This window comes from Microbulbifer maximicatervae (SeqCode) (assembly GCF_052466985.1).
Genome location: NZ_CP174298.1, coordinates 4,989,596 through 5,004,152 on the forward strand (window position 1 = coordinate 4,989,596; position 14,557 = coordinate 5,004,152).

Consider the following 14,557-nt stretch of genomic DNA (forward strand, 5'->3'; position numbering starts at 1 on the left):
CTACAACCCCCAGTCTTTAATCACCAGGGTGACGGATACCGGGCCAGTGGGACTGTTGGTTTGTGCTTTGATCCGGGTTGGCAGCATAAAGGAGCCTTCGCTGCGATACTCACTAAAACTCAAGGCCCAGCCGGATTGTTGCAGGCTTTGCAGCTGGCCCTGGGCGTTGCGCTGCTCACCACTTTTGGCGCCGGGCGCGGGAAGACCGCGCACCCAGTAGAACATCTCCCGGGCGGGCAGGGGCCAGCCCAGTGCTTCCTGGGTTAGCTGTGCCGGGTTGCGCGCATAAATTGGCGGCTCGCTACCGCGCACCAAACTGACTCCACCGGCTGAGCCGGTGATGACGGTAGTGCCCGCTCCGAGCGGACCGCTGAGATGCAGGCGAAAGTTCTCTGCACCGCCCTGAAGCCAAGCCAGGTTAGCGCTGCCGTTTTCTTTGGGGGAGCGAACACCCAGCTTGCCCTTGAGATTCCACTGGGTAAATTCAGCTACTGTTTGCGGCGTTGGATTTTGATTTTCAGTGGGGGAGCCTGGCTCCGGTTCCTGTTTGGTTTTTTGACCGGCACAAGCGGAAACCATTATTGCCAGACATGCCAGCAGTAACAGATAGAATCTTCGCGCGGTTGTCTTGTCAGCTATCTGATGCATGTTGTTCCAGTGACTCTTTGATTTGTAGGCGCTTCATGGCAGCCGGAATAATTTTGCTGTGGGGATTCAGCAGAAGGCCTTTTCTCCACATATTCATGGCGGCTTCTCTGTTTCCCTGAACCCAGAGTACTTCACCGAGGTGTGCGGCAATTTCGTGGTCGGGCAACTTTTCCATCGCTTGCCGCAGATACTTTTCCGCAGCTTCGTGATTGCCGAGACGGTACTCTATCCACCCCATGCTGTCGATTATTGCCGGGTCCTCAGGCTCGAGCTCCAAAGCGCGGCTGATCAATTGGTAGGCTTCTGTGTGCCGGGATTTATCTTCAATCAGTTTATAGCCGAGCGCGTTGAGAACTGTGGCGTTATCGGGATTTCTTTCCAGTAGGTTTCTCAAGTCCTTTTCGAATTGTTGTGCGTTGCCGAGTTGGTCATGCAACAGCGCGCGGGTGTACATCAAGCGACCGCTGGTGCTGTTGGTTTGTAGTGCCTCGTCTACTCGCTGCAAAGCCATACTGGCTTCACCACTTTTGCGAAGTAATTCGACCTCCATCAGGTAAAAATGTTCTTCCTGAGTGGGGTGTTTTTTTCTTAGTTCAGCAAACCACTCCCGGTTAGTGTTGTACTGTCCGAGGCTCGTCAGTAATTCCGTACCGCGAGTAATGGCTTCTACGTAATCACTACCGGGCCCCACTTCGCGGAAATATTTAATTGCATTGGAAAAATCCCCAGATTTTTCTGCAATGCTGCCCAGGTAAAAATAAGCAGCGGATTCGTGCTGCTGTAATTCAAGTAGTTGGGTAAAGAGGACTTTGGCCTCGTCAGTTTGCTCGGTCTCGTACTGAATTAGGGCCAACGACAAAATCAGGTTGCCATCTTCAGGGCGCTGCTTAACCAGTTCGGCAAACTGTTTGCGTGCCAGGGCCAGGTCCTCCCGAATCAACAGGCGGGCGTACTGAAGGCGCAGGCGGCTCTCGGAGGGATGGATGCCGACGAGTCGTTCGAGAAGGGAAATGGCTTCCTTGCGCTTGCCCTGATCAACCAATAGGTGACTTTCTAGCAGTGGTGCATCCAGTTGGTCTGGATGGTGCTCTTGGACGCGGCGCACCAGGGACAGGGCGCGGGCGAATTCCCTTTCGGTGCGCAGTACCATGGCATAGGCGAGCACGACCTCGTCATCGAGGGGGTAGACTTTTGCCAGCCGGGCAAACTCCCGCTTGGCTTGATCTGTGAGTTGCTCGTGCCCGATAGCGGTTGCCGCGAGAGATTGCATGGGTGGGTTGCCGCCAAGTTCCAGGGTTTTACTGGCGTGAATCAGGGCTGTGTGTAAGTCGCCGGACAAAGTCAGCTCGGCTGTGAGGGCCAGCTGTGCATCGGCGTTTTGTGGCTCAAGCTCTACCCATAGCCTGGCTGAATCCAAGGCGGCCTGGCGGGCATTTAAAAAGCGGGCAATGCGTGTAGCGCGGGCGGCAACCCCGGGATCTTTGGTGACCTCCGCCTGGTGGTAGTAATTGGCTAGTGCAACGTCGTACTGCTCGCGGATACCGGCGACTTCGGCCACTAGAAGGGTGTAGAAGGTATCAATAGGGAAAGTTTTAGCTTCCGGCCCTTCTGACTCAGTGGTTTCCTTTCCCTTAAGGTTGCTAGGCTCCAGTGCTGTGTTCACGGTTTCTGTAGAGGGGGCTGCCGGCGTCTGGTACTGGGTACAAGAAGCAAGCATTACGGATGCTACAAGGAATGCGGCAAGCTTGAGCAAGTGGCTGGAAATTCGGGCCGGAAGCTGATGTGCGCGAGGTGGGAGCATAGATCGTGTCCATACGTTACGTTGTCGCTGAAAGCTGGGTATTACTGGCGTGTTTTAAACGATTATCGCCATATAATTCTAGTCGTGAATCGGGTTTGGAACGGTAGTGGGCAGGGGCTCTTGTCAAATCGGCGGGCAATTTTACTGCCTCTTACGCTTGCAAGGGAGACGGCTGCCTATGAAAATGCGCTCCCAGTGCGGTTTCCGCCTTTTAAGATTTAATGCTAACGGAAGTCTATGCCAATTCTTACCCTGGGTATCAACCACGATAGCGCGTCGGTCGAAGTGCGCGAGCGGGTGGCCTTTGCCCCCGAGGTGATGCCCGGCGCACTGGGAGATGCGCGAAAAGCACTGGGGTGCCGCGAGCTGGCCATCCTGTCTACCTGCAATCGCACCGAAATATACGGAAATGTGGAGTCAGAAGCCCTGTTGCAATGGCTGTCTGAATACCACCAGGTGCCCCTGGAGCAGCTCAAGGGCTGTGCCTATGTGTACAGCGATGAAGAAGCGGTACGCCATATGATGCGCGTTGCCTGTGGTCTCGATTCCCTGGTGTTGGGTGAGCCGCAGATCCTCGGCCAGATCAAGTCCGCCTATGCGGTGGCGCGGGAATCCGGCAGTGTTGGCAGTGAACTGCACCGGGTTTTCCAGCGGGTGTTTACCGTCGCCAAGAAGGTTCGCACCGAAACTGCAATCGGTGAAAACCCGGTTTCTGTTGCCTACGCTGCTGTTTCTCTGGCTTCGCGTATCTTCACCGACCTGAAAAAGCAGACTGCCCTGTTGATCGGTGCGGGAGAGACTGTGGAGCTGGTTGCCCGCCATTTGCTCGATCAGGGAATCAAGCAGGTCATTGTTGCCAACCGCACATTGAGTCGGGCCCAGTTGCTCGCAGAGAGCTTTGGTGCCGAGGCAATCCTGCTTGCGGATATCCCCGAGCATCTGGCGCGCGCGGATATCGTTATCAGTTCCACCGCGAGCCAGCTGCCGATCCTGGGCAAGGGAGCAGTCGAATCGGCGCTGCGCAAGCGTCGGCACAGCCCCATGTTTATGGTGGATATTGCGGTACCCCGTGATATCGAATCGGAAGTTGGCGAGCTGGATGATGTTTATCTGTATACGGTGGACGATCTGCGCGGGGTTATTGATGAGGGCAAGCGCTCCCGTGAGAAAGCGGCGGAGGCCGCTCAGGAAATCGTAAATGCTGCTGCGGCTGAATTTACCAAAGAGAGCCGCTCTTTGGAGGCTGTGGATAGTATTCGCAGTTATCGGCAGCGAGCCCAGGAAGTGAGCACTTCCGAACTTGAACGGGTACTTTTGCAGCTGGAAAAAGGCGAGGACCCTCGTCGACTGATGGAGCAGCTCGCTCGCTCTCTCACTAATAAATTAATTCATGCACCCACCGTCAGTCTGAAAAAAGCCACGGCGGAGGGTGATGTTGAGCGTTTGCGTATCGCTCGCGAGGTCGTTGGGTTGGATGATCTCACCGATATCGATTTAGAGAAAAAGCATCAATGAAAGAATCGTTACTGAATAAACTGGAAACCTTGCTTGAGCGCCACGAGGAAGTATCTGCGCTGTTGGGCGATGCCGACGTAATTGCTGATCAGGATCAATTCCGCGATCTTTCCCGCGAGTATTCTGAGCTGGAAGAAGTGGTGAAATGCTACGGCGCTTACAAACAGTTGCAGGAAGATATAGTCGCGGCTCGGGAGATGCTGGGGGAAGATGACCCGGAAATGCGCGAGATGGCTCAGGAAGAGCTGCGCGAGGCTGAAGGTCAAGTGGAGCCGCTAGAGCGAGAGCTACAGACTTTGCTGTTGCCGCGCGACCCCAATGACAGAAAAAATGTTTTCCTGGAAATTCGCGCAGGAACCGGTGGTGATGAAGCGGCTATTTTCTCCGGCGACCTGTTCCGCATGTACTCTCGCTATGCGGAGAAACAGGGATGGCGCATAGAAATTGTCAGTGAAAACCTTGGTGAGCACGGTGGTTACAAGGAAATTATCACCCGCGTCGCCGGTGAAGATGTCTACGCAAAATTAAAATTTGAGTCCGGTGCGCACCGGGTACAAAGGGTTCCTGAAACAGAATCCCAGGGTCGTATCCACACTTCGGCTTGTACGGTCGCGGTGATGCCGGAGCCGGATGAGCGCGATGCGATTGAAATTAATAAAGCGGATTTACGTGTGGATACCTACCGTGCATCCGGTGCCGGTGGTCAGCACGTTAACAAAACCGATTCCGCTGTGCGCTTAACCCATATTCCCACGGGGATTGTGGTGGAGTGTCAGGACGAGCGCTCCCAGCACAAGAACAAAGCCAAGGCGATGGCACTGTTGCAAGCGAAGCTCAATACTGCGCAGGAAACGGCGGCGGCCCAGGAAATTTCCGATGCCCGCCGCAGCCTGGTGGGCAGTGGTGATCGCTCTGAGCGAATCCGTACCTACAACTATCCCCAGGGCCGGGTTACCGATCACCGTATCGGCCTCACTCTCTATAAACTCGATGAGATTATGCAGGGGTCTCTGGGGGAGGTGATCGGGCCATTGCGCACGGAGTACCAGGCCGACCAGTTGGCGGCCCTGGCCCAATAAATCCAGATTTTTTACGCCGCCTCGAGCGGCGTTTTTATAGGTTTTTCTCCATGACCAGCGTCAAGGAAAATATCGCACGCTGCGCCCAATTAACCGATAGCGACAGCGCGCGCCTGGATGCAGAGCTTCTGCTCGGCAGTGTGTTGGGGCGCGAGCGCACCTGGCTCTATACCTGGCCGGAATACGAATTGAATGAAGCTGAGCAAGTGCGCTATGAGCAGTTGCTCCAGCGCCGGCAAGCGGGAGAGCCGGTGGCACACCTTATCGGTGAGCGCGAATTTTGGTCCCTGCCGCTAAAGGTGGATTCCTCCACCCTGATCCCCCGCCCGGACACTGAATTATTGGTGGAGACCGCGCTGGAGTTTTTCCCCCAGGGCAGGTTGCGAGCATTGGACCTGGGCACTGGCACTGGTGCTATTGCACTGGCTCTGGCGTCGGAGCGACCGGGATGGGAAATTATTGCAGCGGAGAAATCACCCGCTGCGGTAGCACTGGCAGAGGAAAACCGGCGCTCCCTCAAGTTGCAAAATGTGCAAGTTATCCAGAGCGATTGGTTTTCCAGTTTGGAGCCACAGCCGTTTTCCCTGATCGTTAGCAACCCTCCCTATATCGATGCATCTGACCCGCACTTGGTGCAGGGCGATGTGCGCTTTGAGCCCCGCACTGCGTTGGTGGCAGAGCGACAGGGTTTGGCAGATATTGAGCATATCGCCACAACCGCTAGTGATTACTTGGAAAACGATGGCTGGCTAATGGTGGAGCACGGTTGGCAGCAAGCTGAGAGCGTGCGGGATATTTTTTCTGCGGCGGGATTGAATAAAGTTTCAAGTCGCAGGGATTATTCCGGTTGGGAGCGAATTACCTTAGGGCAAAAATAGTGATACCTGCGGAGCTGCCACAGGGATTTGAGGAGGGAGCCTATGCATGATCATGTCCACCACCGAACCGGCAATGGGGCTTTGCGCCCATTAATTATTGCACTGGTTCTCACTCTCAGTTTTTCCATAGTTGAAGCCATAGGTGGTTGGCTATCTGGTTCACTGGCATTGCTCGGTGATGCCGCCCATATGCTGACCGATACTTTTGCCCTGGCACTGGGGGCTATTGCCGCAGTACTGGCGAAAAAGCCCGCTGATCGGGAATTGTCGTTTGGCTGGGGGCGAGCGGAGGTCTTAGCTGCGGTAACCAACGGCCTGATTATGCTACTGATCGTGGTCGGTATTTCTTTTATGGCCATTGATAGGTTGCGCAATCCCCAGCCGGTGCACGGCAGTACGGTGATGTTGATTGCGGCCATGGGGTTACTGATTAATATTCTGGCGGCCTGGGTTTTATTAAAAGGCGAGCGCACGCTCAATATTCGCGGTGCGCTTTTGCATGTGATGGGCGATATGCTGGGCTCTGTCGCAGCACTGGCTTCCGGAGCTGTGATTTATTTTACCGGTTGGGTACCCATCGACCCCCTGCTTTCACTGCTTATTTGCCTGCTAATCCTGGTTTCCTGCGTGCGACTGCTCAGGGATGCAATCGATGTATTGATGGAGCGGGTACCCAGGGAATTGAGCCTTCCGGTTGTGGGCGAGACACTGGCGGCGGTAACCGGGGTGCGCTCTGTGCACGATCTTCATATTTGGCGCTTGGATTCCAGCACTATTTCCCTATCGGCCCATATTGTGGTGGATGACTTACAGGCTTGGCCCAGCGTACTGGAGCGCTTGCGGGAAACCCTGGTCAAGCGCTTCGATATCGACCATATCACTCTTCAGCCGGAACCTTTGACAACGCCCGAAGTGACGGTGATCGATAAAGTCAGTGATTAATAAGTGAGGATTTACTCCTCACCTTCTGTCGGCGGTTGGCGGTTTTCTGGAGTGGCCGGTACTTTGCTCTCTGATTTGTCAGCGACCGACTCTTCCGCTACTACTTCCTGGGGCTGGCTGATTTGTTCCTGGGGAGCCTGGATACCGATATGGTAGGCGGCAAATCCCGGTTGCACGACCTGGTTCAATGCCATGCCGAGAATGCGGCCGTTGTGCTCAGAGCGAATTTCTGTGCGTACATTGGTAATTGGGTTAGTTACCGTTCCCAGTAAGTCGCCTTTACGTACAAACTCACCGAGCTGTACCTCACTAAAGATAACCCCACCGGTCGATGTCCGCTGCCAGGTGGAGGTGTAGTAAACCGGTTCGGGGTCGCCCCAGAGGCGGAATTTACTGACCATACCCAGCTGGTTGAGCAGAGTGCGTATACCTTTCACGCTGTGACTTACCGATAGCTCATCCAGCACCATGGGTGCTCCGGCTTCCAGAGTAACAGTAGGAATACCTGTCTCCACAGCGGCGCGGCGCAGGGTACCCTTGGCTCCGGCGCTGTGCAGCACTACAGTGGAGCCAAAACCCTGGGTCATTTTCACTACCTTGGGATTGGTTAAGTCGCCGCGCAGCTGTGGCAAGTTGGTGCGATAAAAAGAACCCGTATGTAAGTCCACCACGGCGTTACAGTGGCTGATCACCTCGTGGAAAAATGAATTGGCAATTCGCGAGGCCGAAGAGCCATTGGGATCGCCGGGGAAGTGCCGGTTCAGGTCGCGTCGATCAGTCAGGTAGCGGGAGCCTCGATGGAAGCCTTGCAGGTTGACGATGGGTACGCCAATTACCGCACCGCTCAAATGGTCTGCGTCCAGGTCGTACATAACCCGCCGCACAGTTTCCACACCGTTCAATTCATCACCGTGCACTGCAGCAGTAAGGCAGAGAACCGGCCCTGGCTTGGCGCCGTTAACCACTAATACAGCGGTGGGGCTATAGACCCCTTCGAAGTGTTGGCTGGGAGACCAGGCCAGGCGCGTGGAGGTCGCAGGGGGAACCTCTGAGCCTAATAACCGCAGAGGCTTGGCAGTCTCTCCCGGAACCAGGGAGATGGTGCCGGGCTCTGGTAATTCTGGTTGAGGTTTAACTGTTTCAGTTTCTTTATCGGCAGTGGGAGCAGTCTCGGTGGGAGCTGCCGGTTTATCCAGTTCCTGAATAGGTTGGTCCAGCTCCAGATTTTCCGCTTGGGGCAGGGAAACTTCTTCAGAACCAGCATCTGTCGACTGGGATTGCTCTTCAGTAGGGGCAGCGTTGGTGGGTGGCCCCAGTTCTGTGATCACCGGTTGGTCCAGCTGCATATTGGCAGCCTGGGGGACCGCTTCTGTCTCTTCGCCTGTGCTGTCGTCGGCGCTCAAGGCCTGGGTGGATGAAAGCAGTAAAGCCAGGCTTAGCAGGTGTCGGGTCCTTCGGGAGGATTGGCGCGGGATCATTCGGCACTCCGGTCAACTTCGTATATCTGGGTGTGCCGGAGAGCCTTGTGTCCGGCACAGAATGGGACTTTGGAGCGCCAGTATAGTCAATACGTTCCCGAGGAATGTGATACGCGCCGAATTACGCGTATCCGTAGGTTCGCTCGATGGCTCTGCGGCTGGTTCGCCAAAAGCGAATTCCCAGCAGGATTGAAGCCGTTCCCAGGCCGATACAGACCCCGGTCCAATAACCGTATACCCCCCAGAAGCTCTCTCCCAGCCAGTAGGCGGTAGAAAGCCCCACCAGCCAATAGGAAAATAGCTGTATAAACATGGGCGCACTGGTGTCCTTATATCCGCGCAGTGCACCCCAGGTCATTGCCTGGGTGACATCCACCAGCTGGAATGCGGCACACAGCAATAGCAGGTTGGAGGCCACTGCAATAATTTCTTCATTGCTGGTGTAGGCCTGAACAAACAGGGTACGCAGGGTAATCAAAAGTACGCCGGTGCCCAGTGCGTAGATTAGGCCGCTACTGATGCCCACTTTGCCACAGAAGCGCGCGCGCTTTGGCCGTCCCTGACCGAGTAGTTGGGCGGTGCGGATACTCAGGGCCTGGGCCAGTGCCAGTGCGACCAAGTAAAAAATCGAGCCCACGTTCATGCCGATCTGATGGGCGGCGACAATGGCTGCGCCATAGGGGGCAAGCAAAATGGTAAGACTGGCAAAAAAAGTAACTTCACTGGCCGCACCCACACAAATTGGCAGGCCAACTGCGAGCAAGTGGCGCAGGGTTGGCCAGTGGGGGCGTGGCGGTAACAGCCTAAGTTTTAGCTTGTGATAAACCGGATCAGTGTTCGCGTGCCAGAAGAGTGCCAGTGCGATCAGGCAGCTGACCGCTGCGGTAGCCCACCCACACCCCGCTCCTCCCATCGCCGGTATGGGGCCGGCACCAAATACCAAAAGAATATCCAGGGGAATATTTAAAATAGCGGCAGTGATATAGATGCGCATTACCGGGCGCACTTGTCCCATACCCTCACAGTAACCGCGCAACGCCGTGCCAAGTGCAAAAGGCAGGGTACCGACAGTCAGGGCCAGTACATAGCCCTCCATCACTTTGCGAACCGGCTCTTCCGTGTCTATCCAGTGGCTCCAGATAGGAACCGCAAGCAGGGCGGAGAATACCAGGATGCCACCGATCAGTGCGATCCACAGCGCTTGGTGCAATTGCCTGGCGCAGCCAGCTTCATCGCGACCACCGCGCAAGTGTGCAACAACCGGGGAGATAGCAGCGAGCAGGCCGATTAGTGTCACTGCGCAAACAGCCCAAATACTGGCTCCCAAGGCGAGCCCGGCGAGACTTACTTCTCCAGCGCGTCCTGCTACCAGAGTATCGACAACTCCCATGCTCACCACAGCCAGGTTACTGACTACCAGGGGGCCTCCCAAGGTGGTTAGGTGCGACAGTTCGGTTTTAGTGGCATTTCGGTAAAGCTTGAACAAAGAAAAACCTGAGCTCTTGTTACTGGTCTCGATAGAGGGTTCTGGGGTCTGGGCTAATTTTGACAAAAAATTAATCCTGCGGGGGATTGTTAACAGGCCCTGGCCTTCGCAAATACAGCTGAAAACGGGCGGTGGGCCAAAATTCGTAGAGGCTTTCAGTCTGCCGGGGGAAGGCGGGGCGGTACTGCAAAAAGGTCCGACATTCTACGGTACAAACGGCGCCTGCGCCCAGTGCTGATTACGGACTTTCCTCAAGTAGTTTGGCCACAATTTCTGCCTTATTAATAATGCAGTCGTGGTTTATTGCTGCCTCCCGATAAACCCACCCGCTTATCCGCTTTGCTTTGCGGCTACTGTAGATGGCTGGCGGGTACTCGGGTTGGGTACAGTGAATAAAAGTGCATGGAGGGCCCTGCTCAGGAGAGCGTTTTAAGTGGATGGGATCCAGTAACGTTTTGATGGGATGCGGGGTCATACGGCGTTTTAGCCAGTTGATATCATCTGGCTGGGTTATCCCCAGGTCTTCTGGTGGTGGCGGCATAATGCACAGAGTGCCGTCAATATTCTGCGCTTGTTTTAGTCGCTGCTCCTCTATACCGCTGGGAAGTTGGCTGCTGAATGGGCGCCCTGGCTCAGGAACAGCGCCATCCAGGTAGATCAATCTGTGTACCCGTTCGGGTAGAGCGTCGGCGGCACCGGTTGCAGCCATTCCCCCAAAGCTGTGGCCTACAAGGGTGACTTGCTGCAACTCCTCCCAAAGGATTGTATTGATCAGGTCTTGGATAAAAGTATCCAGGCCAACGGAGGGTGAGAGTAGGTGTTTGCGTTCCCCCAGACCACTGTGGGTGGGGGTGAATACTCGATGCCCATTACGCTGCAGTAGATTGGCGACCCTGCTCCAGCACCAGCCTCCATGAAATAGCCCGTGGACCAGTACGTAAGTTTTCCCCACCAGGTTGCTCTCAAGTTACTTGGGTTCTGCAAGCATAGATGTGCTTTGTGGGGCGCTGAGATAGGGCTGTGTAAGAGTTGGCGATATCACTCGACTAAAGTGAACAAAGACACTGATAAGAGAGTGAGCTAAATGAGTGGAGCTATGAATAGCCTGAGCGGTTGGTACAACTGCTTTGTACATTATGTACGCAAAATAGACTGGCTGGGGCCATTATTACTACGGATTTATTTGGCGCCAATTTTTATCCTGGCCGGTATGAATAAGATGAATAATATCGAAGATGTCGCTGCCTGGTTTGGCAATCCCGATTGGGGCTTGGGGCTTCCAGCGCCGATGTTGATGGCGTGGATAGCTGCCTTGGTGGAATTCTTTGGTGGTATCGCCATCTTGCTGGGCGTAGCGACTCGGTTGGTAGCGATTCCCCTGATGTTTGTGATGGCAGTGGCAGCATTTACGGCCCACTGGGAGAACGGTTGGTCTGCGTTGCCGGATAAAACCTTGAGTGTGCCCTGGGAGTGGCGCAAGGACCTTATCGATGAAGCTTCGGTGCGTAAAGAGAAGATTGTTGGTTTACTCAAGGAGCACGGCAATTATGAATGGCTTGTGGAAACTGGAGGAGTGACCATCCTGAAAAATGGTATTGAGTTTGCAGCTACCTACTTCATTATGCTGCTGGCGCTATTTTGTAGTGGGGCGGGGCGGTTTTTCAGTGTGGATTACTGGCTGTGCCGTCACTATAGCGGGCAGGGATCCCCGTAGAGATGTTATACTCGCCGATTATTTGAACATTTGAGCGAGTATTTCACTTGATAGGAAAGTTGTTCCGCCGATCCTCCTCCAAAGAGGATAAGGGCTCCCGCCGGGGAGAAGACAGCTCCGGACGCCGAAAAGAAGGGCAAAAGCCGTCTGATAAGGCTGCCAAGGGGCGTACAAAATCCGCACAGGCGGAGGGGAAGTCGCGCCGGGGCGGTAGCAGAAACGCTCAAAAAGGGCGCCAGCGTAGCAGAAAGCCAGCGGCACCCGCAGCGCCCTGGTCCCTGGATGAATTCCAGGTTCCAGAACAGGAGGGCAAGGTCCGCTTCCATGACCTGGGACTGCCCAACGAGCTGATGCACGCTATTCACGACCTGGGTTTCCAGTATTGCTCGCCAATTCAGGGTCGCTCCCTTCCCCACACCCTCAATGGCCACGACCTGGTGGGTAAGGCACAAACCGGTACCGGTAAGACAGCGGCCTTCCTGATCACAGTGATTGACGATCTGCTCAAGCACCCGTTTGAAGGTGAGCGCTATGCCGGCGAAGCCCGCTCCTTGATTATCGCTCCGACCCGTGAGCTAGTAATGCAGATTGCCGATGATGCCAAGGCACTGTGTAAACACACCGAGCTGGAAATTCATACCCTGGTGGGCGGTATGGATTATGACAAGCAGCAGAGAAACCTGAATGAGCGGCTGGTGGATATCCTGGTGGCGACGCCGGGTCGCCTGCTGGACTTTGTCAGCAATCGGGATTGCTTCCTGGATCAGGTGGAAGTCCTGGTGATCGATGAGGCGGATCGCATGTTGGACATGGGCTTTATCCCCCAAGTGCGCCGCATTGTTCGTCAGACGCCGCGTAAAACTCATCGCCAAACTATGTTCTTCTCCGCCACATTTACTCCCGAAGTTGATGATCTGGTGGAGCAGTGGACGGATGATCCGGTAGTTGTGGAGATTGAGCCGGAGAGAGTTGCCACAGATACCGTGGAGCAGCATGTCTACCTGTCCGCCAGCGAAGAAAAGTACACCTTGCTTTACAACATTGTGCAGCGAGAAGAAGTGGATAGCCTGATTGTTTTTGCCAACCGCCGCGACCAATGCCGCCGCTTGCACGAGCAGCTTCTCGCTCACGGCATTTCTGCGGGCCTGTTGTCTGGTGAAGTGGCGCAAAACAAGCGGGTTCGCACCCTTGATGACTTTAAGTCTGGTAAAACCAAGGTGCTGGTAGCTACCGATGTCGCCGGGCGTGGTATTCATATCGACGGTATCAGCCACGTGGTGAATTTCACTTTGCCTGAAGAGCCGGAGGATTATGTTCACCGCATTGGCCGAACTGGCCGGGCGGGTAAAACGGGCACTTCTATCAGTTTCGCCTGTGAAGATGATGCCATGCGTCTGGAGCCCATTGAGCAATTGCTCGGTGGTAAGCTCAAGTGCGAAGTACCCCCCGAAGAGCTTTTGGTTGAGCCACCCAAAGTGAAAGTTCAGCGCAGTCACGGTGATCGCGATGGGCGTCGCGGTGGCTCTGGTGGTCATCGTCGTCCACGTCGGCACTGATTCTCCTGTGTGCTGTAAGGAGGTTAGCCCTTACAGCACTTACTACCTGCTTGAGAAAGCCATTCCTCCTCCTGCTATTCAGCGCTCCTCTGCTTTGTTAAGGTTTAAACTGTGATGAATGTACCAGTAGAGGCTTTAATTTCATTCAAACTTTCAATTCTGTCCTAAAATTAAACAAATTTGGCTTATTACGTGAAGTAAGGCCCTGCGACTTCAGATGACACAGGTAATACTGGAGTCTACTTGCGGCCTGAAATTGACATCCTTCATTCAATAAAAATTACAGTTCATATTCGGATGCGTATCCTTTATCTACATATCGGTTTCCATAAAACCGGCTCCAGCTCCCTTCAATTGGCAATGAAGGAGCAAGTACAGGCTCTGGATCAGGCAGGCTTTGAATTTCTTTCCCTTGGGAAAAAGGGGAACTCTTCAGGGTGTATTGATGTATGCAAAGAGAAGGGCCGCGTCCATTTCCAGGTAAATTCCCGACTTGATGAGCTGCTTGCTGCGAGCCACAGTGAGCAAGTGATAGTTTCAGCTGAGCATCTTTCCTATCTGTATCAGCGCGATAGTATCGAGCTTGTTCAGAGAGTATGTAGCAAGTATTTCGATAAGATTGTGGTAATTGTTTACTTGCGTAGGCAAGACCTACAGGCAATATCTTTCAAGAAGCAAGGAGCTAGAGGAGCGGCTTCCAATCGGAGCTCCTCGAGTAAATTACTCGGCCACGATGAAGGGGCTTTCCCTTCTTTCAGTAAAGATATTGAAATTTACTACGACTATTTTACCAAGTTAAAGTTGTGGGCGGCTGTATTTGGAGCTGATTCCCTCAGAGTGAGGCTTTTCAGTCGGGAAGCCTTGCACGGTGGTGATATTGTGAGTGACTTTCTCGCTTTGCTTGGCGGGGGAGTAGAGCTTTCTGCTCGCAGAGTGAATGAGGGGGTAGGTAGAAAGGAGTTTTTGCTGACTCATAAATTACTGGAATTGGGCATGGCGGAATCTGAATTGATTAAGCTGAAGCCAATGATGTTGGAGGATGACACTCAGTTGCTGCCTTCAAGGGGGGATGCCAAGCAGTTCTTTATGAGGTTCAAAAATTCCAATCATTTGTTAAATAATACTTTTCTAAATAACGATTCCGGCCTGGCATTCGATACTGATTTTTCTGGCTATCCTGAGCAGGGAAACGATTGGATAACGGTTCGGGATCTGTCTGAGTGGATTCCTGAAATTCTTTCTGCAGGTATTCAGAGGCCAGAGGGATTGCGTGATGCATTGTTGGCAGACAAGCTCCAGCAGATGGTAAGGAAAAAATTTTCAGGTGAAGTGCTTACCCAGGAGCTTGAGGATTTGGCCAATTGCCTGTCGGCTAGCGCTTATATTGCCAAGGATCAGCAGCCCTGGTATCGCGCACTGAAAAAGAAGAAAACATCGGGAAGATAGTGTCAAAATAAAAA

The 14,557-nt window shown here is 54.0% G+C and carries 12 protein-coding genes; 7 read left to right on the forward strand and 5 right to left on the reverse strand.

Features of this window, described 5'->3' with window-relative positions; translation table 11 throughout:
* Together lolB and ACJJI3_RS21880 are read right to left on the reverse strand one after the other, a co-directional pair.
* Positions 1-648 (reverse strand): lipoprotein insertase outer membrane protein LolB, encoded by a 648-nt coding sequence (gene lolB, locus ACJJI3_RS21875; protein WP_444896324.1) that lies wholly within the window; start codon positions 646-648, stop codon positions 1-3.
* Positions 632-2,449 carry a tetratricopeptide repeat protein gene (locus tag ACJJI3_RS21880; protein WP_444940927.1) on the reverse strand — a complete coding sequence of 606 codons (1,818 nt, stop codon included), beginning with the start codon at positions 2,447-2,449 and terminating at the stop codon, positions 632-634. The genes lolB and ACJJI3_RS21880 overlap by 17 nt, the downstream gene beginning before the upstream one ends.
* A 237-nt stretch (positions 2,450-2,686) precedes the next feature.
* Between ACJJI3_RS21880 and hemA the strand changes: the two genes are divergently transcribed.
* Genes hemA through ACJJI3_RS21900 form a run of 4 tightly spaced genes read left to right on the forward strand, consistent with a single transcriptional unit; the run spans position 2,687 to position 6,863 of the window.
* Complete coding sequence (gene hemA, locus ACJJI3_RS21885) at positions 2,687-3,964, forward strand: glutamyl-tRNA reductase (protein WP_444896326.1); 1,278 nt, start codon at positions 2,687-2,689, stop codon at positions 3,962-3,964.
* A complete protein-coding gene (gene prfA / locus ACJJI3_RS21890; RefSeq protein WP_444896327.1) occupies positions 3,961-5,043 on the forward strand; it encodes a peptide chain release factor 1 in 1,083 nt (360 codons plus the stop codon). Before hemA ends, prfA begins: the two co-directional genes overlap by 4 nt.
* A gap of 50 nt (positions 5,044-5,093) precedes the next feature.
* Positions 5,094-5,921 (forward strand): peptide chain release factor N(5)-glutamine methyltransferase, encoded by an 828-nt coding sequence (gene prmC / locus ACJJI3_RS21895; RefSeq protein ID WP_444896328.1) that lies wholly within the window; start codon positions 5,094-5,096, stop codon positions 5,919-5,921.
* A gap of 42 nt (positions 5,922-5,963) precedes the next feature.
* Positions 5,964-6,863, forward strand: a complete 900-nt coding sequence (locus tag ACJJI3_RS21900) for a cation diffusion facilitator family transporter (RefSeq protein WP_444940928.1) — start codon at positions 5,964-5,966, stop codon at positions 6,861-6,863.
* Between the two features lie 11 nt (positions 6,864-6,874).
* Here the strand turns inward: ACJJI3_RS21900 and ACJJI3_RS21905 are convergent, their stop codons facing one another.
* The 3 genes from ACJJI3_RS21905 to ACJJI3_RS21915 all read right to left on the reverse strand — a co-directional run bounded on the left by ACJJI3_RS21905 (position 6,875) and on the right by ACJJI3_RS21915 (position 10,779).
* Positions 6,875-8,341, reverse strand: coding sequence for a succinylglutamate desuccinylase/aspartoacylase family protein (locus tag ACJJI3_RS21905; RefSeq protein ID WP_444940929.1), 1,467 nt, complete (start codon positions 8,339-8,341; stop codon positions 6,875-6,877).
* A 121-nt stretch (positions 8,342-8,462) separates the two neighbouring features.
* Complete coding sequence (locus ACJJI3_RS21910) at positions 8,463-9,893, reverse strand: MATE family efflux transporter (RefSeq protein WP_444940930.1); 1,431 nt, start codon at positions 9,891-9,893, stop codon at positions 8,463-8,465.
* Between the two features lie 172 nt (positions 9,894-10,065).
* On the reverse strand, positions 10,066-10,779 hold the full coding sequence (locus ACJJI3_RS21915) for an alpha/beta hydrolase (protein WP_444940931.1): 714 nt from the start codon (positions 10,777-10,779) through the stop codon (positions 10,066-10,068).
* Between the two features lie 132 nt (positions 10,780-10,911).
* On the opposite strand from ACJJI3_RS21915, the gene ACJJI3_RS21920 reads away from it, so the two are divergent.
* From ACJJI3_RS21920 to ACJJI3_RS21930, 3 genes are all read left to right on the forward strand, one after another.
* Positions 10,912-11,541: an HvfX family Cu-binding RiPP maturation protein gene (locus tag ACJJI3_RS21920; protein ID WP_444940932.1), complete on the forward strand. Its 630-nt coding sequence runs from the start codon at positions 10,912-10,914 to the stop codon at positions 11,539-11,541.
* 47 nt (positions 11,542-11,588) lie between these two features.
* Entirely contained in the window at positions 11,589-13,097 is a 1,509-nt protein-coding gene (rhlB, locus tag ACJJI3_RS21925; protein ID WP_444940933.1) for an ATP-dependent RNA helicase RhlB, read from the forward strand.
* Positions 13,098-13,340: 243 nt separating this feature from the next.
* Complete coding sequence (locus tag ACJJI3_RS21930) at positions 13,341-14,543, forward strand: hypothetical protein (RefSeq protein WP_444940934.1); 1,203 nt, start codon at positions 13,341-13,343, stop codon at positions 14,541-14,543.
* The last annotated feature ends 14 nt before the right edge of the window (positions 14,544-14,557 follow it).